The 23,041-nt window shown below is 45.0% G+C and carries 18 protein-coding genes; 8 read left to right on the top strand and 10 right to left on the bottom strand.

Translation table 11 applies throughout. The features are described from left to right. Positions 1–37: 37 nt before the first annotated feature. On the bottom strand, positions 38–1,513 hold the full coding sequence (ilvC, locus tag FNC98_RS15820) for a ketol-acid reductoisomerase (RefSeq protein WP_144035238.1): 1,476 nt from the start codon (positions 1,511–1,513) through the stop codon (positions 38–40). Positions 1,514–1,684: 171 nt separating this feature from the next. Between ilvC and ilvY the strand changes: the two genes are divergently transcribed. Beyond that, positions 1,685–2,587, top strand: coding sequence for an HTH-type transcriptional activator IlvY (gene ilvY / locus FNC98_RS15815; RefSeq protein WP_144035237.1), 903 nt, complete (start codon positions 1,685–1,687; stop codon positions 2,585–2,587). 684 nt (positions 2,588–3,271) lie between these two features. Here the strand turns inward: ilvY and FNC98_RS15810 are convergent. Continuing rightward, entirely contained in the window at positions 3,272–4,801 is a 1,530-nt protein-coding gene (locus FNC98_RS15810) for a YifB family Mg chelatase-like AAA ATPase (RefSeq protein WP_144035236.1), read from the bottom strand. Positions 4,802–5,296: 495 nt separating this feature from the next. On the opposite strand from FNC98_RS15810, the gene ilvG reads away from it, so the two are divergent. From ilvG to ilvA, 5 genes are all read left to right on the top strand, one after another. Further along, positions 5,297–7,003: an acetolactate synthase 2 catalytic subunit gene (gene ilvG / locus FNC98_RS15805; protein WP_144035235.1), complete on the top strand. Its 1,707-nt coding sequence runs from the start codon at positions 5,297–5,299 to the stop codon at positions 7,001–7,003. Positions 7,004–7,093: 90 nt separating this feature from the next. After that, positions 7,094–7,366, top strand: a complete 273-nt coding sequence (gene ilvM / locus FNC98_RS15800; protein WP_144035234.1) for an acetolactate synthase 2 small subunit — start codon at positions 7,094–7,096, stop codon at positions 7,364–7,366. Between the two features lie 29 nt (positions 7,367–7,395). Then, positions 7,396–8,322, top strand: a complete 927-nt coding sequence (locus tag FNC98_RS15795; RefSeq protein WP_144035233.1) for a branched-chain amino acid transaminase — start codon at positions 7,396–7,398, stop codon at positions 8,320–8,322. A gap of 189 nt (positions 8,323–8,511) precedes the next feature. Beyond that, positions 8,512–10,371 (top strand): dihydroxy-acid dehydratase, encoded by a 1,860-nt coding sequence (gene ilvD / locus FNC98_RS15790; RefSeq protein ID WP_144035232.1) that lies wholly within the window; start codon positions 8,512–8,514, stop codon positions 10,369–10,371. 8 nt (positions 10,372–10,379) lie between these two features. Next, on the top strand, positions 10,380–11,948 hold the full coding sequence (gene ilvA, locus FNC98_RS15785) for a threonine ammonia-lyase, biosynthetic (RefSeq protein ID WP_144035231.1): 1,569 nt from the start codon (positions 10,380–10,382) through the stop codon (positions 11,946–11,948). A gap of 91 nt (positions 11,949–12,039) precedes the next feature. Here the strand turns inward: ilvA and ubiK are convergent, their stop codons facing one another. Then, complete coding sequence (gene ubiK, locus FNC98_RS15780) at positions 12,040–12,303, bottom strand: ubiquinone biosynthesis accessory factor UbiK (protein WP_144035230.1); 264 nt, start codon at positions 12,301–12,303, stop codon at positions 12,040–12,042. Positions 12,304–12,460: 157 nt separating this feature from the next. On the opposite strand from ubiK, the gene rep reads away from it, so the two are divergent. Next, complete coding sequence (rep, locus tag FNC98_RS15775) at positions 12,461–14,491, top strand: DNA helicase Rep (RefSeq protein WP_144035229.1); 2,031 nt, start codon at positions 12,461–12,463, stop codon at positions 14,489–14,491. 123 nt (positions 14,492–14,614) lie between these two features. Here rep and FNC98_RS15770 read toward each other — a convergent pair whose 3' ends face one another. From FNC98_RS15770 to ftsY, 5 genes are all read right to left on the bottom strand, one after another. Beyond that, the gene (locus FNC98_RS15770) at positions 14,615–16,597 is read right to left on the bottom strand and encodes a putative bifunctional diguanylate cyclase/phosphodiesterase (RefSeq protein WP_185968006.1); all 1,983 of its coding nucleotides are present in this window, start codon (positions 16,595–16,597) and stop codon (positions 14,615–14,617) included. Between the two features lie 374 nt (positions 16,598–16,971). Continuing rightward, positions 16,972–17,835 carry an RNA polymerase sigma factor RpoH gene (rpoH, locus tag FNC98_RS15765; RefSeq protein WP_144035227.1) on the bottom strand — a complete coding sequence of 288 codons (864 nt, stop codon included), beginning with the start codon at positions 17,833–17,835 and terminating at the stop codon, positions 16,972–16,974. A 185-nt stretch (positions 17,836–18,020) separates the two neighbouring features. Further along, positions 18,021–18,983, bottom strand: coding sequence for a permease-like cell division protein FtsX (ftsX, locus tag FNC98_RS15760; protein ID WP_144035226.1), 963 nt, complete (start codon positions 18,981–18,983; stop codon positions 18,021–18,023). Beyond that, positions 18,983–19,663 carry a cell division ATP-binding protein FtsE gene (ftsE, locus tag FNC98_RS15755; RefSeq protein ID WP_144035225.1) on the bottom strand — a complete coding sequence of 227 codons (681 nt, stop codon included), beginning with the start codon at positions 19,661–19,663 and terminating at the stop codon, positions 18,983–18,985. The genes ftsX and ftsE overlap by 1 nt, the downstream gene beginning before the upstream one ends. A gap of 58 nt (positions 19,664–19,721) precedes the next feature. Further along, positions 19,722–21,032, bottom strand: a complete 1,311-nt coding sequence (ftsY, locus tag FNC98_RS15750; protein WP_144035224.1) for a signal recognition particle-docking protein FtsY — start codon at positions 21,030–21,032, stop codon at positions 19,722–19,724. A 252-nt stretch (positions 21,033–21,284) separates the two neighbouring features. Between ftsY and rsmD the strand changes: the two genes are divergently transcribed. Beyond that, positions 21,285–21,902, top strand: a complete 618-nt coding sequence (rsmD, locus tag FNC98_RS15745; protein WP_144035223.1) for a 16S rRNA (guanine(966)-N(2))-methyltransferase RsmD — start codon at positions 21,285–21,287, stop codon at positions 21,900–21,902. Positions 21,903–21,925: 23 nt separating this feature from the next. Here the strand turns inward: rsmD and FNC98_RS15740 are convergent, their stop codons facing one another. After that, positions 21,926–22,141: a dodecin gene (locus FNC98_RS15740; RefSeq protein WP_144035222.1), complete on the bottom strand. Its 216-nt coding sequence runs from the start codon at positions 22,139–22,141 to the stop codon at positions 21,926–21,928. Between the two features lie 84 nt (positions 22,142–22,225). Then, positions 22,226–22,834, bottom strand: a complete 609-nt coding sequence (locus FNC98_RS15735) for a YjaG family protein (RefSeq protein WP_144035221.1) — start codon at positions 22,832–22,834, stop codon at positions 22,226–22,228. Positions 22,835–23,041: the final 207 nt, after the last annotated feature.

Genomic DNA, 23,041 nt, shown 5'->3' with positions numbered 1-23,041 from the left:
ATTTCTGTAGCGACTTTTAGGTCGCGTTCTAAATCGATTAAAGCGCGATCTTCTTCATATCTGTCATGTAGCCACGAAGGGTTTTACCTACCTGCTCAACGCTGTGGTTGCGGATAGCTTCGTTTACTTCAATCAAACGAACATTGTCAACTTGATTACTGGAATCGCTTAAGCCCTCACCCAAATCTTCTAACGATAATTTGCTGGCGTAGTCTTGCAGTAACGGTACCGCAGCGTGAGAGAACAAGTAGTTACCGTATTCAGCGGTGTCTGAGATAACCACATTCATTTCGTAAAGTTTCTTACGGGCGATACAGTTGGCGATTAGTGGCGTTTCATGCAGCGACTCATAGTAAGCCGATTCTTCAATGATGCCTGCAGCAACCATGGTTTCAAAGGCAAGTTCAACACCGGCTTTTACCATAGCTACCAGGAAGATACCTTTGTCGTAGTATTCCTGTTCGCTGATTTCTACATCACATTCTGCCGCTTGTTCAAACGAGGTTTGTGATGTCTGTTCACGCCAGGTTAGCAGATTGTCATCACCATTTGCCCAGTCCTGCATCATGGTTTTTGAAAACTCACCTTCGATGATGTCATCCATGTGCTTTTCAAATAATGGACGCAGAATATCTTTTAATTCTTCCGCCATTTCAAAAGCGCGGACTTTTGCCGGATTCGACAATCTGTCCATCATGTTGGTGATACCACCATGTTTTAAGCCTTCGGTTACGGTTTCCCAACCGTACTGAATCAATTTCGCCGCGTAGGCACTGTTCATACCGTTGGCAACCATTTGCTGGTGACCCAAAATTGCCCCGGTCTGTAACATGCCGCAAAGGATAGTTTGCTCACCCATCAAGTCGGATTTAACTTCGGCTATAAACGATGACTCAAGTACACCGGCACGGTCACCACCAGTGGCGCTTGCATAAGCTTTGGCAACGGCAAGGCCCTGACCCTTAGGATCGTTTTCAGGGTGCACAGCAATAAGCGTTGGTACACCGAAACCGCGCTTGTATTCTTCGCGAACTTCAGTACCCGGGCACTTAGGTGCAACCATTACCACCGTGATGTCTTCACGAACCTGCATACCTTCTTCAACGATATTAAAACCATGAGAATAGGAGAGAGTTGCGCCCTGCTTCATCAATGGCATTACCGATTCAACAACATTGGTGTGCTGCTTATCTGGGGTCAGGTTTAATACCATATCCGCTTGTGGGATCAATTCTTCGTAGGTACCAACGGTAAAACCATTTTCCGTAGCCCACTGCCAGGACTGACGCTTTTCACTGATAGCCGACTCACGCAATGCGTAAGAGATATCAAGACCAGAATCACGCATGTTCAGGCCCTGGTTCAGACCTTGAGCACCACAGCCGACGATTACGATTTTCCAGCCTTTAATGGCGTTACAACCATCGCTGAATTCATCGCGTTTCATAAAACGACATTTGCCTAACTGCGCTAACTTATCGCGCAAACTCAAGGTATTAAAATAATTGGCCACCTGAAACTACTCCTGTATCGGTATCTGTATGAAATTTCTATCGAGTGAATCATAGTGGATAATCTTTGTTGCTTAAAATGATATATTTGCAATAATGTATTGCATTATTTGCAACAAAGAGAGCCTGTCTGATTTTCCAAATGATTATCAGCACGCTCATGATGACACTGAATGGATATTAAATCGTTACAGGTATTTGCTCATTTGGCAGAGCATCTGCATTTTTCTCAGACCGCCAGTATCTTTCATATGAGTCCTTCAACTCTGAGTCGCTTAGTGCAACGTCTGGAGTCGGAAGTCGACAGTCAGTTATTGTTTCGCGACAACCGCAGTGTTTCGCTAACGCCAGCGGGCGATGTGTTTCATCAATATTGCAAGGAGCAAATCCTTGAATGGCAGAATCTGCAGGCGCGTATTCAGCAACAGCAAGGACAGCTAAGAGGGAAGCTATCGCTTTACTGCTCGGTGACCGCCGCTTATTCCCATCTTCCCGCGATGTTGGATAAATTTCGGGAGAAATATCCCCAGGTAGAGATCAGCCTGGAAACCGGTAATGCCGCCGATGCTTTTCAAAAGGTGCAGAACAAAGACGTGGATCTAGCCATCGCTGCCCATGAAGACAGTTTGCCAGGCAGTTGTTTTTTTCATTCAGTTGCCAGTATTCCAGTAGCCATTATCGGCCCGACCATTAACTGTCATGTTTCCAGCCTGCTCGATCAGTATCAAAGCAATAATCAAATTGATTGGCAGACTTTACCTGTGATCCTGGCCGATCATGGACCGGTTCGTAGCCGATTCGATACCTGGTTCAGACAACAGACGGCAGGTGATTTAACGATTAAACCAAATATCTATGCCCGGGTGTCTGGTCACGAAGCTTTAGTATCTATGGTCGCCCTTGGTTGTGGTATCGGCATAGCACCTCAGGTAGTGATTGATAATAGTCCGGTGAAGGACAGGATCCGCACCATAAATACCGAACACCCCATATCGGAATTTTCCCTTGGGGTATGTGGCTTGAATAATCGTGCCAAGCAACCTTTGATACAGGCATTTATTCAGTGTCTTGAATAATCGCGAATTCATTATCAACACTGAACACAATCTTATTAAGACACCCATCATATTGGTTAGATATTAAAGGGCAAACTTGATCATAGAGTCTTATTAAGACACCCATCACACTGCTTAGATATTAAAGAGTGTGCTAGATCATAGTGGAGAATGAATATCTCGGTCCTCCTCCGAATTACTTGGTGGGATTTCTGTTTAAGGTTGTTATGAGTGCCTAAATAATAAGTTTGGTTGATTGTCGCGCTGAATTGTAAAGCATTTTAAATCAATAGCTTGTTACGTTTCATGACGCATCAGGAATGCTCTTGTTAAGACACCCACATTAAAACTAAACAAAACCAAAGAAGACACCCATATGAAATGCTCTTCCAGTTAGCTTTAAAAGAAGGCATCGAGGAGAAATTAAATCGCTTTCCTCCTCCTGAGTTTCATCAAGTTGCTGTCTATTTGTTATGGGTGTCTCAATAACTTCGTGTTAATAAATGCGCAAAGAATTTGTATCTATGGGTGTCTTAATAGGGAAGATAAGGGAGAACTTTAACATACTGTTCGGCGCAAGATTCAGGGTTGTGCAATGGTTAATTTTGGAAAGTTAAAACAAGTGGCAGAATTTAAGCAGGACGTGCTTCCGCGAGAGGGTAGCTGAAATAACAAGAAAGGATAGAGTAGGTGTCTGCGTGAAAATTAACGCTGTAAATTACTGGCCAGATAGCTGAGGATCCGATCCATGGCGCGATAGGACAAGGCTTCGGTGAGATGCAATTTATCGATTTGCTCAGCGCCTGACATATCGGCGATGGTACGGGCAATCTTTAACAGGTTGTGATGAACTCGGGTAGAAAGACCAAGTTTTTCGATGGCGAGCTCAAAGAATTCAAGATTGTCTTCCGATAAATGGCAATATTGATGTAACTCTGCGGCACTTAAGCGATGATTAGCTTTGCCCTGCCGACGAATCTGTCGTTGTCGGCATTCGATTACCCGCTCTCGAACCGTTTCACTGCTCTCACCCTGTTGCTGATACCCGTCCTTTCGCCAATAGCCTTTTGGCAATAAGGGCACTTCCAATTGCATATCGATACGTTCAAGTAAAGGACCTGACAAACGATTCAGGTAACGCATTACCTGCTCTGGTGTCGCTCGTTTGTCATTATAAAATCCCGTCGGCGAAGGGTTCATCGCGGCGATTAACTGGAACTTTGCTGGATACGTGGTCTTTTGTTTAACTCTGGATATGGTGACTTCGCCGCTCTCTATCGGTTCGCGTAATACTTCTAAAACCTTTCTGTCGAATTCAACTAACTCATCCAAAAATAAGACACCGTTGTGGGCAAGGGTAATTTCTCCAGGCTGTGGATGACTGCCACCGCCGACTAATGCCGCAGAAGAGGCATTATGATGTGGCGCTCGAAACGGACGCATTAGCCAGTTATCACAGGTAATTTCCTGTCCGCATATCGAGCGTATGGCGGCGGTTTGCAAAGCTTCATGTTGTTCCATATCCGGAAGCAAGGTGGCAAGTCTTGAGGCCAACATGGTTTTGCCGGTTCCTGGCGGGCCTATCAGTAGTAGGTTATGGCCACCACTAGCGGCAATTTCCAAGCCTCGTTTGGCACTGTCCTGGCCAATAATATCGCTCAGGCAAATCGCATGTTGGGCGCCGCTAATTTGTGGTTTGCTGGATTTTAGTGGTTCAATCGGCTGGATACGTTGTAAGTGCGGAAATAATTGCGCCAGATGCGTTAACGGATAGATAGTCACATCATCCACCCAGGATGCCTGAGCACTATTACCCTGGGGCAAAAACAGATCCCGTCCTTGCGCGGCACATGCCATGGCCATGGATATCTCGCCAAGAATTGGTCTTAGCTCACCGGATAGAGAAAGCTCTCCGGCAAATTCTAGAGTGTCAGTATTAAACTGTGGTAATTGCTCCGATGCTAATAAAATGCCAATAGCAATCGGTAAATCAAAGCGGCCACCTTCTTTGGGTAAATCTGCCGGCGCGAGGTTGACGGTAATACGGCGGCCCGGAAATTCATAGCCGCAGTTAATAATGGCAGAGCGCACCCGGTCTTTCGATTCTTTAACCGTGGTCTCTGGTAAACCAACGATATTGAACGCCGGAAGACCGTTGGCAATATGCACTTCGACAATAACCGTAGGTGCATCTAACCCGATTCTGGCCCGGGAGAAAATTTTTGCAATCGCCATGAAAATCCCTTTCAGGCTAAAAAAATAAACTTTTTCAGCTCGTTATAATGAAAAATTTACGCTTAGAACAAAAAATAGAGTAATTATTTTAGATTTCTGCAAGAAAACGGTTGTGAGCAGTGAATCCCTGTGTTAAAAATACGTTACAAATTTCAAAGTCGCCTATAATTAAGTCTTAGTTATGGGCTTGACAGATAAGTTTACTATAAGAATCAACAAGTAGATTTTAGTAATGAACAAATTATTTCTAATTCAAATTAACGTCCTCGTCGTGGTGATTATTAAATCATTGCGGGATTGTTGTTGAGTTAGAAAAACACTAACACCACCAACCCCCCGCTTCGAAAGAACCGGGGGGTTTATTTTTTTAGGGTGTAAACAATTAAACGGCTGTTTGAGTCTGGATCCGGAGTCATCAGCGCTAAAAATTGAACCGAGTCGGTAACGACTCTCAATCTGCAGACAAAATTTTGCAGAATTTCACAAAGGTGTCCCATGACAGGTGCAGAGTTACTGTTAAAAGCATTGCAACAACACGGCGTTGATAGTCTGTTCGGCTATCCGGGCGGTGCGATCATGCCTGTCTACGATGCCTTGTATGACAGCCCAATCAAGCATTTTCTCTGTCGTCATGAGCAAGGCGCTGGTTTTTCAGCCCTTGGTTACTCAAGAGCTAGTAACAAACTTGGTGTTTGTCTGGCTACATCAGGCCCTGGGGCGACAAACCTGATAACGGCCATTGCCGATGCCTTTTCCGATTCAATTCCTATGCTGGCAATCACTGGCCAGGTAGCGAAAAAAGCCATGGGTTCAGATGCATTCCAGGAAGTTGATATTCTTGGATTGAGCCTTGCCTGCACTAAGTATTGCGAGCAAGTGCAATGTGCCAGTGAAATCCCAGTCGCCGTTTCTAAAGCGGTTGAAATTGCCTATGAAGGGCGCCCAGGACCGGTGTTAATCGATATCCCAAAAGACGTACAAATTCAAAAGCTTGATTCAGAACGTGCAGAACGATTATTAGCGGAATTGGCTTCAAAACCACAAACTGTCGCGCCTTTAAATCCGGTAATCTCTCTGCCTAATCAGCAAAAGCTGCAGACGCTGATAGAAGAGTCACGCTCACCGATTTTTTATGTTGGTGGTGGTGTTGGTATGGCCGATGCGGTCGAGCACCTGCGTGACTTAATGGCAGCGGTAAATATCCCGAGTGTTACCACCTTAAAAGGTATTGGTGCCATCGACCCTGAGGCAGAATATTTTTTAGGTATGCTTGGCATGCATGGCAGCAAGCCGGCGAATCTGGCGGTCCAGGAATGCGATCTACTTATCGCATTGGGCGCGCGTTTTGATGACCGGGTTACTGGCAAGCTCGCCGAATTTGCACCCAAAGCCAAAGTTATTCAACTAGATATCGATAATTGTGAAGTCAATAAACGTCGCGGTGTGGATTTACCGATCGTTGCCGATTTAAAGCAATCTTTGCCGGTATTTAAACAGTTATTAATCGGTTTGCGACCGCATTTGCAAATTGACGCCTGGCAACAGCGTTGTCAGCAGCTATCAACGGATTTTCCCTGGCGTTATGACCATCCGGGCGAAGGTATCTATGCGCCGTCGGTATTATCTGAATTGGGTAAGATGTTATCCAAGGACGCAGTGACAACCACGGACGTTGGTCAACATCAGATGTGGGCGGCACAGCATATGATGATGCACGACCCGAAAAACTTTTTATCCAGTGGTGGTCTTGGCACCATGGGATTTGGTCTGCCTGCGGCAATCGGTGCTCAGGTGGCAAGGCCAAATGATACTGTCGTTGCGGTTTGTGGTGACGGTTCATTGATGATGAATATCCAGGAACTGTCGACATTAAAGCGTTACCAAATCCCGGTGAAAATTCTGCTGATTGATAATGCCAAACTTGGCATGGTGCGTCAGTGGCAGGAATTGTTCTTCCAGGAACGCTATAGCGAAACCGATTTAAGTGATAACCCGGATTTTGTATCGCTGGCAACAGCCTTTGATATCAAAGCAAAACTCATTACTACCAAGCAGCAGGTTAGCGCTGCACTTACTGAAATGCTCGCGCATCAAGGCCCTTATCTATTACAGGTACGCATAGATGAGATGGACAATGTCTGGCCTCTAGTACCACCTGAAACGGCCAATCATGGGATGTTGGAGGCTGGCAATGGCAATTAATTATCGATTATTCGTCAGCGCAATTACGCAATCAAACCCAGATTGGCGTGTTCAGGACCTATTTATTCCGTTAACCCAGGAGTACTCTTTATGACCTTACATCATTTGAAAATTACCGCATCCGATCACGTGATGGTTGTAGAACGATTACTTCAGGTAACCCGATACCGTGGATTTCGATTATGTGGATTATCCATGCTCCCCGGTGAGCAAAACGATCTTTTGGATATTCAACTGTCAGTAGAAAGTGACAGATCGATAGAAAATTTAACAAAGCAATTGCTGAAAATAATCGACATCGAGCAAATAAAAGTCGAAGATCAGGGCTTGCAGACATATCAAGTCAGTGAAGCATTAAACTGACTTCTCAATGAATACTTAGGAATAAAGAAATGGCAAAAGTAAACGCTGATCAAATTTGGTTTAATGGTGAGTTAATGCCTTGGGCAAATGCTACGGTTCATGTAATGAGCCACGGCTTGCACTACGGTACCAGTGTATTTGAAGGTATCCGTGCGTACAAAACTCATCGCGGTACCTGTATCTTCCGTTTGGAAGAGCACGTCGATCGTTTATTTGACTCTGCGAAAATCTATCGCTTGAATATTCCATTTACCCGCGAAGAAGTGATGCAGGCCTGTAAGGACTCTGTTGCACAAAATAATCTTGAATCTGCTTACTTACGCCCATTAGCTTTCTTAGGCGATGTAGGTATGGGTTTACGTCCACCGGTTGATGCCAATGCAGAACTGATGATTGCAGCATTTTCATGGGACGCGTACTTAGGTGCCGACGCTATGGAAAAAGGCGTAGATGTAGGGGTTTCTTCATGGAACCGTTTAGCACCAAACACTATGCCTACCGGCGCAAAAGCTGGTGGTAACTATCTGTCTTCACAGCTAATTTCTAACGAAGCGGCTCGTCACGGTTATACCGAAGGTATTGCCTTAGACGTAAACAACTATGTGAGTGAAGGCGCAGGTCAAAACCTGTTTTTAGTTCGTAACGGCGTGCTTTACACTCCACCTTCAACCTGTTCAATCTTACCTGGCTTAACGCGTGACACTATCATCACTCTAGCCAAGCAAATGGGTCTGGAAGTTCGTGAAGAGTTGATTGCTCGTGAAGCGCTTTACTTAGCGGATGAATTCTTTATGTGTGGTACCGCAACGGAAATCGTTCCGGTAAGCACCGTAGATGGTATTAAAGTTGGAACCGGAAGTCGCGGGGAAATCACCCGTAAGATCCAGGATGCGTTCTTTGGCATCTTCACCGGTGAAACTGAAGATAAATGGGGCTGGTTAGCTCCGGTAAAATAACTGGCGATAATATATCGAAGCTTCGCCTGTCTGATTGAGACAGGCAGGCTTTGGCATTAATAAATTCGATATAAGCCATCGGTTTTTAGCCGCTAGTTTAATTGGTATAAGCTGCTGACTTTTCTGCATCGTTGCAGAGGTTGGCGGTTATTTACTATTAGAAATTTTATGGTTTATTAAGGATGTATTATGCCTAAATTAAGGTCTGCAACTTCTACCCAAGGTCGTAACATGGCTGGTGCGCGTGCATTGTGGCGCGCCACCGGTATGACAGATAGCGACTTTGGCAAGCCTATCATTGCAGTCGTCAATTCATTTACCCAATTCGTACCAGGCCATGTCCATCTTAAGGACATGGGGCAACTGGTTGCCGGCGCTATCGAAGAAGCCGGTGGTGTTGCAAAAGAATTCAATTCCATTGCCGTTGATGATGGTATCGCCATGGGTCACTCGGGCATGCTCTATTCGCTTCCTTCCCGCGAGCTAATTGCCGATTCCGTGGAGTATATGATTAACGCTCACTGTGTCGATGCCATGGTCTGTATTTCCAACTGTGACAAGATCACCCCGGGTATGTTAATGGCGGCATTGCGCCTGAATATTCCTGTGGTTTTCGTTTCCGGTGGCCCGATGGAAGCGGGAAAAACCAAACTGTCTGATCAAATCATCAAACTGGACCTGGTCGATGCAATGATCCAGGGCGCTGATCCAAATGTTTCCGATGAGCAGGCGGCGCAAGTAGAACGTTCTGCATGTCCAACCTGTGGTAGTTGTTCGGGGATGTTTACCGCCAACTCGATGAACTGTCTGGCAGAAGCTCTTGGTCTGGCGCAACCTGGCAATGGCTCGATGCTGGCGACACATGCCGATCGTGAACAATTATTCTTGTCTGCGGGTAAGCGTGTGGTTGAGCTGGCCCGACGTTACTATCAGGAAGATGACGTAAACGCACTGCCGCGTTCCATTGCTACTAAAGCTGCGTTTGAAAATGCCATGTGTCTGGATATTGCTATGGGTGGTTCTACTAACACCGTATTGCATTTATTGGCCGCCGCTCAGGAAGGGGAAGTGGACTTTACCATGGCTGATATCGACCGCTTGTCTCGTCACGTGCCACACCTTTGTAAAGTGGCCCCATCGACTCAGAAATATCATATGGAAGATGTACATCGTGCAGGTGGAGTGATGGCGATTTTAGGGGAGTTGGCCCGAGCCGAGCTACTTGATACCAGGGTTACCAATGTCTTAGGTATGTCTTTGCAAGAATTGCTGGCGCAATACGATATTAAACAAACCGATGATCAAGCGGTAAAAGAGTTTTTCCGCGCCGGTCCTGCCGGTATTCGCACTACCAAAGCCTTTAGTCAGGATTGTCGATACCCAACCCTGGATGATGATCGTGAGAACGGCTGTATTCGCTCTAAAGAAAACGCTTTTTCCCAGGACGGCGGTCTCGCGGTATTGTTCGGAAATATTGCTGAGAACGGCTGTATTGTAAAGACCGCCGGTGTTGCTGAAGAAAACCTGGTGTTTAAAGGCAAGGCGCGAATTTTTGAATCTCAGGATGCGGCAGTAGAAGGCATTTTAGGTGGCAGTGTAGTTGAAGGCGATGTTGTGGTTATTCGCTATGAAGGCCCGAAAGGCGGTCCAGGAATGCAGGAAATGCTATACCCGACAACGTATCTGAAATCCATGGGGCTTGGCACTAAGTGTGCACTTATCACCGATGGTCGATTCTCTGGCGGTACCTCTGGTTTGTCGATTGGTCACGTTTCACCTGAGGCGGCTTCTGGTGGCGTAATTGCTCTTATTGAAGATGGTGATGGTATCGATATCGATATTCCTAACCGTAAGATTGAGCTGACGATTAGCGATGAAGAATTAGCGCATCGACGTGAGGCAATGCAGGGGCGTGGCGACAAAGCCTGGAAACCTGTGGATCGCGTGCGTCCAATCAGCTATGCGTTAAAAACCTATGCAATGTTGGCAACAAGTGCTGATAAAGGCGCAATCCGAAATACCGAATTACTCGACAAATTTCAGTCATAGAGGACGCTATGGTAACTCAGCAAACAAAGTCATCTGCAGAAAATAGGGAACAGGATTTAGCGCTAACTTACTTGCGCCGAATTATGATGGCGCCTGTCTATGACATCGCCAAGGAAACGGATTTAACGTATCTGCCGAAGATTTCTGCGCAGCTGAATAATCAAGTGTTTTTAAAGCGCGAAGACCAGCAGCCGGTGCATTCGTTTAAATTACGCGGTGCCTATAACAAGTTACAGCAATTGTCGTCTGAGCAACGCAGTAATGGTGTGATTGCCGCTTCTGCCGGTAATCATGCGCAAGGGCTGGCGCTTGCGGCTAAAAGCTTAGGGGTAAAGGCAACCATTGTGATGCCAATTACCACGCCTGAAATCAAAGTGAACAATGTGCGTCATTTTGGCGCCGAGGTACGCTTGATTGGTAAGAGCTTTAACGAAGCACAACAGGCGGCTATTGAGTTTGCTAAGAGCGAGCAAAAAACCTTTATTCCACCGTTTGATGATCCGGATGTTATCGTCGGTCAAGGTACCGTAGGTAAAGAAATCCTGCAGCAACTTGCGGATGTCGATGCTATTTTTGTTCCCTGCGGTGGCGGCGGATTACTTGCCGGTATTGCTGTTTATGTGAAACAAATTGCGCCACATGTGAAAGTCATTGGTGTTGAGGCAGAAGACTCAGCCTGCTTAAAAGCCGCGTTCGATGCAGGTAAGCCGGTAGATTTAGACAATGTTGGTTTATTTGCTGATGGCGTTGCGGTGAAACGTATCGGTGAGCACACCTTTGATTTAATTTACAAATATTGTGATCAGGTGATCACTGTCAGTTCCGATGAAATTTGTGCAGCGATCAAAGAAACCTTTGAGCAAACCCGGGTGATTGCCGAACCTGCTGGTGCTCTGTCATTAGCTGGTATCAACAAATATGTGAAAACCTCAAAAGGAAATGAAAAGCTGGTTGCCATCTTGTCCGGTGCCAACATGAATTTTCATAGCCTGCGTTATGTTTCGGAACGTTGTGAGTTGGGGGAGCAAAAAGAAGCGGTGTTCTCTGTGACTATCCCGGAACAAAAAGGCAGCTTTCGTCAGTTCTGCCAGACCTTAGGTGGCCGGGCGATTACTGAATTCAATTACCGGTATTCAGATGCTAACAAGGCCAATATCTTTGTCGGTATTCGCTTGTCTCATGGTGCAGAGGAACGTGAAGAGCTGGTCAATATCTTGGAATCCAGCGGCTATCAGGTGCAAGATCTAACCGATAATGAACTGGCTAAACTGCATGTTCGCTACATGATAGGTGGTGCCAGTAAACCTATGGTCAAAGAGAGGCTATTTCGATTTGAGTTCCCAGAATACCCGGGCGCTTTAGAAAAGTTTCTCAATACCTTAGGTGAGCTTTGGAATATTACCTTATTTCATTATCGTAATCATGGCGCCGCATTTGGTCAGGTATTGGCGGGGTTTGAAGTTGCTGATAGCGAACAACAGGATTTCTTTGCGCACCTACAGGATTTGGGTTACGAGTGGTTTGAAGAAACCGATAACCCGGCCTATCAGGCGTTTTTGAGTCAAAAAGGCGAGTAGAGTAACATCAGAAATGCCGGATAACGCCGGCATTCAAACTTCCATAAGCAACATGGAAAAGGTTCTTGAAGGTTATGAAAACCGACCGATGCTATTTGGGTTCAGGTTTATCGGCGAGCGCCGATTCTAATTCGGCAAGCTTCGCTTCCATCGCTTCGAGCTTGGCTCTGGTTTTTGCCAGAACCTGAGTTTGAACGTCGAATTCTTCCCTGGTCACCACATCTAGTTGCGCTAACTTACGCTGCAATACTTCTTTGGTTTTCGATTCTAAATCCGTGGCGACATTTTTTACGCCCGGTGGAATGGAATCGGTGATTTGCTTAGCAATTTCTTCGATTTTCTTCGGGTTAATCATAGAGCTCTTATTAATTGCGTTAATGTGTTCATATCCTAGCAGTTATGGACCGATTAACGTAGTGGTTAGGCTTTATTTCTTCATTTGATCCTTTCGACACAGATGTTAATTGGGTAAAATTGCCTGCATTCAACTTACCTTATCAAATAAGACATTAATGAAGCTCAACCCTGGTCAAAATGAAGCAAAAAACTATGTCAGTGGTCCGTGCCTGGTACTCGCCGGAGCGGGTTCTGGAAAGACGGGAGTGATCTGTCAGAAAATTTCCTATTTGATCCAGGAATGCGGATACAAAGCTCGCAATATCGCCGCCGTTACCTTTACCAATAAAGCGGCTCGGGAAATGAAAGAGCGAGTAGGCAAGATGCTAGGACGTGATCTTACTCGTGGCTTAATGGTTTCTACGTTTCACTCCCTTGGCTTGGATATTGTAAGACGCGAGCTTAAAACCTTAGGTTTCAAACCAGGGTTTACTCTATTTGATGATCAGGACACCTTAGCGCTGTTAAAAGAGCTTACGGAAAAACAGCTGGACGGTGATAAAGAGTTACTTTCCCGATTACAGAACCGTATTTCCAACTGGAAAAATGAATTGATGTTACCTGACGCTGCGATTAAGCATGCTAAAGGTGAAGAAGCCTCATTATTTGCGCATTTTTATAAAGAATATCATCAGCACATGCGGGCCTTTAACGCCCTGGATTTTGATGATCTGATTCTTATTCCAACCTTATTGCTGCGCAACTATGAAGAAGTGCGGCAGCGCTGGCAGAAGAAGATTCAATACCTATTGGTGGATGAGTATCAGGATACCAATGCCAGTCAGTATGAGATGGTGAAATTACTCGCTGGCGAGCGCGCCCGATTTACTGTGGTTGGGGATGACGATCAGTCGATATATTCCTGGCGCGGGGCAAAACCACAAAACCTGGTGCTTTTGGGTAAAGACTTCCCACAGTTAAAACTGATTAAGCTTGAACAAAATTATCGTTCATCCGGACGAATTCTAAAATGCGCGAATATTCTTATTGCCAATAATCCGCACGTATACGACAAACAACTTTTCTCTGAGCTGCAATATGGGCCTGAACTTCGAATTATTCGCACCAAGAGTGAAGATCATGAAGCCGAACGTGTGGCCGGTGAATTATTGGGGCATCGCTTTTTGAACAAAAGCCAGTTTAAAGACTATGCCATTTTGTATCGCGGTAATCATCAATCCAGGGTGATTGAAAAAGTATTAATGCAAAACCGCATTCCTTACAAAATCAGTGGCGGCACATCATTCTTTTCTCGTTCTGAAATCAAAGACATCATGGCATACCTGCGATTGTTGGTAAATCCGGATGATGACAATGCGTTTTTACGGGTGGTAAATGTACCACGTCGGGAAATTGGCCCGGCAACCCTGGAAAAGCTGGGCACTTACGCCAATATGCGCCAAATCAGTATGTTTGCCGCAAGTTTTGAGCTGGGCCTGGAACAGCATTTAACCGGTCGTGGTCTTGCCAATGTGCAACGATTTACCCGGATGATGGTGGAAACTGAAGACAATGCGATGCGTGGCGATACGCCAGCGGTGCTGAGAAAATTTATCCAAACCATCAATTATGAAGATTGGTTGTATGATACCTCCCCGAGTGCAAAAGCCGCAGAAATGCGGATGAAAAATGTGACTCAGTTATTCTCATGGGTGACTGATATGCTTGAAGGCACGGATATGGACGAGCCGATGACTTTACCTCAGGTGGTTACCCGCCTGACACTGCGTGACATGATGGAACGTAATGAGGAGGAAGAAGAATCGGATCAGGTGCAGTTGATGACTTTACATGCTTCCAAAGGCCTGGAATTCCCTTACGTCTATTTGATTGGCATGGAAGAAGGCATGTTGCCGCACCAGACCAGTATTGATGAAGATAATGTTGAGGAAGAGCGCCGTCTTGCCTATGTAGGCGTAACCCGAGCGCAACGTGAGCTTATCTTTACTTACGCCAAAGAACGTCGCCAGTTTGGTGAGCTGATTCAGACCGAGCCATCGAGATTTTTGTATGAAATGCCGCAGGATGATCTAATCTGGGAACAGGGCGGTGAAAAGCGGCAATCGGCAGAAGAAAAACAGCGTAAAGGTCAGGCAGGTGTCGCTGGGTTAAGGGCGATGCTGGCGGCAAAGAAAACGGATAAATAGAGACTCGAATTATTGATCGAGTCTCAAAGTGCACAGAATTCAGAGTGCAGAATGCAGAAGCTAAAGTAAACCTTGAACCAACGTTTAAGTTAGTATGATTCGTCTGCCGTCTGCCGTCTGCCTTTAGGCGCAATCAATGACATCGTCATCATTGTCGTCACTAACTTCCTTTTTGGAATCAGCCGCCTGCGGACGTGAAATGAAATAGCCTTGAGCATAATCACAGCCTGCTTTCTTAACCAGATCCAATTGTGCCTGGGTTTCTACCCCTTCTGCGACCAAACGGAAACCAAAACTATCTCCCAGCTCATGCAGGCTTTTTGCCAGTGTTAAATTCTTCTCATTGTTATTAAGAGATTTTACAAAGGACTGGTGTAGTTTGATAAAGGCAAATGGGTAGTTGCTCAGATAATTAAGTGATGACATACCATAACCGTAATCATCAAGTGCAAGTTTTACCCCAGCGGCTTTGAGCATTTTCAAAGCCTGCAGAGATTGTTCTGGATTTTGCACAAATGCCCGCTCGTTAAACTCTAAAATTAACCGTTCCGGCTCTGGGAAATGGCTGCTTATCACATCAATTAGTTGTTTAACCTGAGTCTTATGTTGAAGCTGTTTTGGAGACAAGTTGACACTAACAAAGGTGTTGATGTGACTGCCTTCACTGTCCCAGTGCTTGAGCTGTTCAGCGACGCTTGCCAACACCCAGCATTCAATATCAATAATTAATCCGGATTCTTCAGCTACCTCTAGGAAATCACCTGGATTTAGCAGGCCGCGTTTGGGATGTTGCCAACGCAATAAAGATTCAAACCCTAAAGTTTGTCCTTGCTCAGTATCCGCCTGACCCAAATTGGTAATTTTCTGGAAATGCAGGGTAAATTGCTTTTCCCGTAACGCTTTGCGTAATTCATGCTCGAGGTTCAAATTTGCCATTAATTGCTGGCGCATGGAATCATCAAAGAAGATAAAACGGCCTTTACCCAGCGCTTTCGCCTGATACATGGCAGCATCGGCATCACGAAGCACTTCTGCGGCATTTTGATAACGGCGATCACATACCGTAATCCCGATACTGGCGCTGGAATATAGCTCCTGGTTATCGATATAGAAGGGCTGTTCAATGGTTTCAATAATACGTTGGGCAATATCTTCAGCATCTTCGTGCTGAACCAGGGTATCGAGTAGGATAACAAACTCGTCACCACCGAGACGGGCAAGAATATCGTTACCACGAATGCAATCAGCAATACGCTCTGATATCTCCACCAACAGTAAATCACCGATATGGTGTCCTAAAGTATCGTTAATCACTTTGAAGCGATCTAAATCGATAAACAGCACCGCGAAGCGATGGTTAGGATGACGCTTAACATGTTTTAAAGAGTGTTCTAATCGGTCAGAAAACATCGCCCGATTCGGTAATTTAGTTAAAGTGTCGTGGTGCGCTGCGAAATATAACTGTTGTTCAATGGCACGGCGCTCTTCCACTTGCTTGCGCAAACGCAGGTTTTTTTGCTGTAAATCAGCGGTGCGTTCTCCAACTAACTGGTTAATGTCCTGCGAGTAGGTTTGCAGCTCGTTAATCGCTTGATGGCGTTGAATACAGGCAGATATCTGCGCCGCGATATATCGAATTAGCTGTAAATCTTCGAGGGTGTTGTCGGCTTCAGAGATAAACCCTTTGATTGCTACCAATCCATAGGCACTGTTATTCATGGTCAATGGTGCAATTAACCAGACATCCACCAGTTTGGTTTGATCATTGCGCAGTGGAAACGGGCGACTAACCAGATTTTGCTCGGCTTCTAGTATGACTACCTTGTCATGATTTAAGTAAACCGGTTTGGCAATAGAAGAGACGAAATCGACAATATCGCTATGGAGTTGTGGGCGTATAGGTGCGCAAAATAATTCGTCGATATAAAACGGACCATCGCTTTTGCTGTCGAAGCGTTCAATATAGAGATTTTCAGCGGGAAAGTATTTGCGAATGACTTTCTGAAGGTTGTTGTAAAGACAGACTATATCCGTCTCGGTACTGCACAGTTCCGATAATTTTAACAAGCCGGTTTGAATGTTTTTCGTCTGTTTATACTTTTTCAAAAGCGACCGCAGCTTTGGTACTGTTCGGGCCGGATCCTTTGTTGATCCTGCCTTGCCCTGATGTCTTCCCCTCGAATCCATGAAAGGTACCTTAAAAAAAACCATGTTAGATCAATTAGTTTAACAGAGTTTTTCGGCGTTGGCATAGAATAATGTCGGTTTTTTATACACTTAATCAGTCTGTTAAATATACTAATGGTGTCGTAGTTTTGTACGAATATCCTCGTGTGGATCGCTGATCGAATTGGCGGCTAAATTTCAAGGTGTAGAGGGTAGGAAAAGAAGGGTTATTGTTGCTATTAACTTTTCGGTTGCCAGAAACAAAAAAGCCAGAGTAAACTCTGGCTTTTTCAAGATAATTTCAGGTGCTTGCTTTAGATGTCGGCAATGCCAAGCTTAAGTTTGTTCAGTGCATTCTTCTCAAGCTGACGTACACGTTCTGCTGAGATTTGATAGGTCTGAGCCAAATCTTGCAGTGTTGCTTTGTCTTCATCTAACCAGCGAGCTTTGATGATGTGCTGGCTACGGTCATCCAATGCTGATAGTGCCTCAGTAAGCTGACCGTTAACGTGGTCGTCCCAGTTATCAGACTCGACTTGGGTTGAAAGATCTGAAGACTTGTCTTCCAGATACTGAGCCGGTGCAAAGCTAGCGCTGCTGCTGTCATCGTCTGCATCAGTTAAATCAAACGCCTGGTCGCTATTGGCCATGCGTGATTCCATTTCAACAACGTCTTTACTGCTTACGCCAAGCGTCTCTGCGACGGTATCAATCTCTTCCTGATTGAACCAGCCAAGACGCTTTTTGTTCTTGCGCAGGTTAAAGAACAGCTTGCGTTGTGCTTTGGTGGTGGCGATTTTAACAATACGCCAGTTCTTCAGCACAAACTCATGAATTTCTGCTTTGATCCAATGCACGGCAAAAGAAACCAGACGCACACCCACTTCCGGGTTGAAACGCTTAACCGCTTTCATCAGACCAACGTTACCTTCCTGAATCAGGTCAGCCTGATTCAAACCATATCCGGAGTAACCCTTAGCGATGTGAATTACGAAACGTAAATGAGACATGATCAATTCCTGAGCCGCATTCAAATCATCTTGATGATAAAGGCGCGACGCCAGTTCTTGCTCACGTTCGGCACTGAGCATAGGAATACTGTAAGCGGACTGGACGTACGCTTCTATGCTACCGCTTTGGGGAACTGTCAATGCCATTGATTGCATAGTATTACTCATTCAATACCTCGTTATTACATGGATCTGGGATACTATCACAGCTTTTTCCAGATCGCTAACCTAAAAAAGTGTGGATAATGTTTCAAAAAATCGAACGTTAAAGCGGGAAAAGTAACTATTTGATTAGTATAGCTTAATTAATAATTTTTCAAGGGTAGTTTATTTCATAGCCTGCCTTTGACCACTTAATCGGCGTTTGGTTCAATACTTCTGATATGTTTGCGAACGGAAATATAACTGCCCAATAATCCCAAAAACACCGCAATCCCCAACAGGATCCCAAGTTCCTGAAGATTAAGCCCCTGCATATTAAATTGGTTTTCATAAAGTTCAGCCAGGGAACTGATGGCAACGCCCAAATACGAGGCCAGCAGGCTTACTGTAAAGCTGGCAAGCAGGCCACCAAGTACGCCGTACCAAAAACCAGTATATAGATAAGGACGCTGGATAAAGCCGTCTGTGGCACCAACTAGCTTCATCACTGCAATGGCATCTTTTTGATTAAGGATAGCCAGACGAATGGTGTTACCTATGATAAGTACGACGGAAAAGCTTAATAACGCCGCCAGCGCAAAAACGATATCTTTAATCAATACCATTATCGCCTCTAAGCGAGTTAGCCACTCAACATCCAGCTTACCCTGCTGTACTTCTCTTTCTGCCTGAATTTTTTCCAGTAAAGCTTTCGCCGCCATTGGCTGTGAATGGCGCTGAGTCGGAGTCACCAATAAAGTGATAGGTAAGGGATTAGCATCCAAATAAGCCAGAGCATTGCCAAAACCAGAGAGTTGTTTAAATTGCTCCATGGCGTCATCGGCGGAAATATAGCGAACCTGTTGTACCTCCGGATACAGTTTTATCCGTTGCACCAGGTTTTGAGCACTGGCCTCATTCACTGACATTTTCAAAAATACCGATATCTCGGCGGCGGTCTGCCATTGCGCACTGACACGCTCAGCGTTCTTACTAAACAAATGCAATGTAGCGGGTAAGGCAAGGCTGATACCTAGCACTAAGATGGTCATCAATGAAGCCATTGGCGTGCGCCATAAATCATGGAACGAGGCAATTAATTGCTGTCCTTGCTGCACCGGTGCCAGTAAACGGGTGATCAGAGATGGAGAGGCTTTTTCGATATTGTTTTTCATTAGATAGCCTCGGCAATCGCTAATCCGTCAGTGATCATTTTACCCTGCTTGAGAGTAAGGTTGCGGTACTTCATACGAGCAATCAAGCCAAGGTCATGGGTGGCTATCAATACACATACGCCGACCGCGTTAAAATCTTCGAACAGGCGAATGATATCTAATGATAATTTTGGATCTAAGTTACCGGTTGGTTCATCGGCAAGGATAATCGGCGGTTTGTTAACGATGGCCCGGGCAATACCGACTCGTTGTTGTTCACCCCCGGATAACATGTAGGGATAACATTTAACTTTTGAACTGAGTCCGACTTTTTCTAGCGCAGCGTCTACCCGTTTACGGATCTCACGGGAACCTAAACCCTCAATAACCAGTGGCAGAGCCACATTATCAAACACAGTTCTGTCCATTAACAGGTTATGATTCTGAAAAATCATACCTATGTTGCGGCGAACATAAGGAACCTGAGAGTAAGTGACTTTATTTAGATCATTGTTGTCGATGATAACTTGCCCTGAGGTTGGTTTTTCCATCAGAGTGATTAATTTTAACAGGGTACTTTTACCGGCACCTGAATGACCGGTAAGAAAGGCCATCTCGCCAGCTTCCAAAGAAAAATTGATATTTTTCAGCGCCTGAAAGCCGCCGGGATATGTTTTGTTAACGTTCTTAAAATGTATCATCGACGATTATTGTTTTTGTTGTCGGACTGCAAGAATTATCACTAGCCTATCATCTAAGCTATTTCTCGAACAGTGCCTCGATAAAGTCTTTGGCATTAAATTGACGAAGGTCATCGATACCTTCACCAACACCAAGGTATTTGATTGGGATCTTAAATTTGTCGGCAACAGCAAAGATAACGCCGCCTTTGGCGGTACCATCAAGTTTGGTAACGGCCAGCGATGTCAGGCCAACAGCATCATTGAATAACTGCGTCTGACTTAAGGCATTCTGACCGGTGCCAGCATCGATGGTAAGCATGATTTCATGGGGGGCATCGGCATCGATTTTTTTCATTACCCGCACTACTTTTTTCAGCTCTTCCATCAGGTGTGCTTTGTTTTGCAATCGACCCGCGGTGTCTGCAATCAATACATCGACATTTCTACTCTTCGCCGAATTTAACGCATCGAAAATAACCGAAGCACTGTCAGCGCCAGTGTGTTGGGCAACTACAGGAATATCGTTACGCTCGCCCCAAACCTGAAGTTGTTCAACAGCAGCGGCACGGAATGTATCACCAGCGGCTAACATCACAGATTTGCCCTCAGCCTGAAACTGTTTAGCCAGCTTACCGATAGTTGTGGTTTTACCTACACCATTGACGCCAACCATCAGGATAACCTTTGGACCATCAATTGCTGGCGCTTCTACATCCTCGACACCATCGAGAATTTGTTGCAGTTCCTGTTTTAACAATTCATAAAGGGCTTCGGCGTCTTTTAACTGACTGCGACTTGCCGCCTGGGTCAGGGAATCAATGATTTTCGTGGTAGTTTCGACACCAACATCGGCCATCAATAACTGGGTTTCCAACTCTTCAAACAGCTCATCATCAATTTTCTTGTCGCGGAATAAATCGAATAATCCACTACCAATGTTCTGACGGGTTTTGCTCAAGCCTGATTTTAAACGCTGGAAAAATCCTGGTTTGTTGCTTGTATCCGCTTGCTCTGCAATGGCCTGTTCAACAACGACCTGTTCTTCGTCTTTCGACTCGTCTGCAGACTCCGATTCAGCAACGTCTTCGACTGTCTCAACGTCGGTAATTTCCTCTGCGGCTTCAGTTTCTAGCGCTGCATCGGTTTGTTTTTCTTCAACCTCTAGGTCGGCAACAGCGTTTTCTTCACTTTCGGTTGCGTCACTACTAGCTTCTGCAGAAACCGGTTCGGATGGGGATTCAGAATGTTCGGCAGTATCATTGCCCTGTGCGTCATCAACAACAGCCTCAGTTACCTCTTCCGTAACTTCAGTTTGTTGTTCAATTTGTGATTCTGTCGTCTCTTCAGACTTTTTAAACCAGGAAAATAACCCTTTCTTCTTAGCCATAATATGTAAGTTACGCTTGATGATATTCAATTAGATGGATGCAGGCATTGGTATTCACTTCAATCGAGGATAAAATTAGTGGCCGAAGACATGTACTGTTTTCGACGCTCCCCGCAAAAGCTGAGCCTGAAATTAAGCTCAGTATAGTAACATCTTAACGTTTGTATAAAAACCACAAGGGTGTAAAACGTACAGAGATAGAGCTATGGAGCGATGCAGACAGGCTGAATTTAAACTGAGAGTAGATTGAATATGGCACCGAGAAAGCCAGGCCGAAAAAATACTAACCGAGCAAATAAAACATCAGCAAAAAACGCTGCTTCTCAAGGAGCCGGACAGGTTCGTATTATTGCCGGTAAATATCGGGGTCGAAAATTACCGGTCCTTAACGCTGAAGGCTTGCGGCCAACGACTGACCGAGTGAAAGAAACGGTGTTTAACTGGTTGATGCCTTATGTCGCACAATCGGTATGCCTGGATAGTTGTGCAGGCTCTGGAAGTTTGGGGTTTGAGGCATTATCCCGAGGGGCTGAGCACGTTACTTTTGTTGAATTGGAAGGCGGTGCTGCAAAAAATATTGGTGATAACATTGCTCGCTTGAACGACAGCCACAGTGAAGTGCGCAATCAAAATATGTTGACGCTGACAAGTGATAAGCGCTTTGATCTGGTATTTATCGATCCGCCGTTCAACAAAGGCCTGGCGTCGCAAATTGCCGATTATCTCGAACAACAGCAACTACTAGCCGATGATGCCATTATTTATGTGGAAACGGAGCAGAACTTTGATGCCGCGCATCTACCTGAAAACTGGCAGCTGTTGAAAGAAAAAACTGCCGGCCAGGTGGTATCACGTCTGTATCAGCGTTAAGGCTTTGTATGTGTTAACGTGTATCAGCTGTACTGAATTCGAAAGCCTACTTTCAAGGTAACCTGATAGTGGGCAACCTTGCCATCAACAATATGCCCACGGGTTTCAACCACCTCAAACCAATTCATATTGCGAATCGTTTTTGATGCTTCTTCCAGGGCATTTTCGATAGCTTCTTCAATGCTGTTGGGCGAAGAGCCAACCAGTTCAACTTTCTTGTAGGTGTGATGAGAGGTCATGAGTCACCTTTTAAATTTTCGACCAGAGCTTTTTTGCAAGTATAGTCGTTCGTTTAAAAGGTGAGCACAGGAAGTGATAAAGGGTTAAATCTCAATCCCTAAATTGGACATACCTTCGCTCAGTGCCATGGATTTAAAGCGTTGGCATGATTCTTTATTTTCTTTAGCGTTAAGGGCGAAATCCAACAGTTCCTGCTGGGTTTCCATTTCCCATTGCATTAACGGGTGAGCTTCAACATCCGCTTGTTGAATCACAATCTGATCATCAGCATTTGGATTTTCCATGGCCTGCTCTTCAGCCAACATCAATTCCAGATAATAACTGACGCTGCCTTTTGATAGCAGAGCTACATTGTTGAGCGTTGCGAAATCTTTATCCTGCATCCCTTGTAATAGAGAACCAATTGCCATGCAGGTATCCAGTGCCGGATAGACGCCGAAAAAATCGAAGTCTTCGACGTTAGGTATGACTTCTTCAAGCTTTTCCAGCTGCACCGTAAAATTCAATTTGAACTGTGGCTGTGCCAGGCGTTGCCAAACCAAATCTAACTGATTGCGAAGTAATTTAGCATCGCCAAATTCAGAAGCTTCACTAAACATTTGATAATTAGGAAGCATACGTTCAATCAGGGCAGCACTATAGGCGGTTAATTGCCATAGTGTTAATTGCTTTGTTTTTTCAGGGTTTGGCACAACAGGAGTCCGTGAATTTATCTAGCCCAATTATAACTTAGTCCCAAGTGGAAGCCTACATGTGTTTTAGAATCAGATTTCAGTAATAAACGTATTGATTTCTAAGTTTCTGTGAGTTAATTTCATTTTGCGCTTTTCATGCGCTTTTCATGCGCTTTTCATGCGCTTTTCATGCGCTTTTCATTAAAATAAAAATCTTAATAATGG

The sequence above is a fragment of the Thalassotalea sp. PS06 genome, assembly GCF_007197775.1.
Lineage (GTDB): Bacteria > Pseudomonadota > Gammaproteobacteria > Enterobacterales > Alteromonadaceae > Thalassotalea_A.
The sequence above is the reverse complement of the archived record's forward strand: the minus strand, read 5'-3'. Positions and strand labels throughout refer to the sequence as shown.

Coding starts and splice junctions, on each gene's coding strand:
- ilvY (WP_144035237.1), top strand. CDS start 1,685: ATGGATATTAAATCGTTACAGGTATTTGCTCATTTGGCAGAGCATCTG.
- FNC98_RS15810 (WP_144035236.1), bottom strand. CDS start 4,801: ATGGCGATTGCAAAAATTTTCTCCCGGGCCAGAATCGGGTTAGATGCA.
- ilvG (WP_144035235.1), top strand. CDS start 5,297: ATGACAGGTGCAGAGTTACTGTTAAAAGCATTGCAACAACACGGCGTT.
- ilvM (WP_144035234.1), top strand. CDS start 7,094: ATGACCTTACATCATTTGAAAATTACCGCATCCGATCACGTGATGGTT.
- FNC98_RS15795 (WP_144035233.1), top strand. CDS start 7,396: ATGGCAAAAGTAAACGCTGATCAAATTTGGTTTAATGGTGAGTTAATG.
- ilvD (WP_144035232.1), top strand. CDS start 8,512: ATGCCTAAATTAAGGTCTGCAACTTCTACCCAAGGTCGTAACATGGCT.
- ilvA (WP_144035231.1), top strand. CDS start 10,380: ATGGTAACTCAGCAAACAAAGTCATCTGCAGAAAATAGGGAACAGGAT.
- ubiK (WP_144035230.1), bottom strand. CDS start 12,303: ATGATTAACCCGAAGAAAATCGAAGAAATTGCTAAGCAAATCACCGAT.
- rep (WP_144035229.1), top strand. CDS start 12,461: ATGAAGCTCAACCCTGGTCAAAATGAAGCAAAAAACTATGTCAGTGGT.
- rpoH (WP_144035227.1), bottom strand. CDS start 17,835: ATGAGTAATACTATGCAATCAATGGCATTGACAGTTCCCCAAAGCGGT.
- ftsX (WP_144035226.1), bottom strand. CDS start 18,983: ATGAAAAACAATATCGAAAAAGCCTCTCCATCTCTGATCACCCGTTTA.
- ftsE (WP_144035225.1), bottom strand. CDS start 19,663: ATGATACATTTTAAGAACGTTAACAAAACATATCCCGGCGGCTTTCAG.
- ftsY (WP_144035224.1), bottom strand. CDS start 21,032: ATGGCTAAGAAGAAAGGGTTATTTTCCTGGTTTAAAAAGTCTGAAGAG.
- rsmD (WP_144035223.1), top strand. CDS start 21,285: ATGGCACCGAGAAAGCCAGGCCGAAAAAATACTAACCGAGCAAATAAA.
- FNC98_RS15740 (WP_144035222.1), bottom strand. CDS start 22,141: ATGACCTCTCATCACACCTACAAGAAAGTTGAACTGGTTGGCTCTTCG.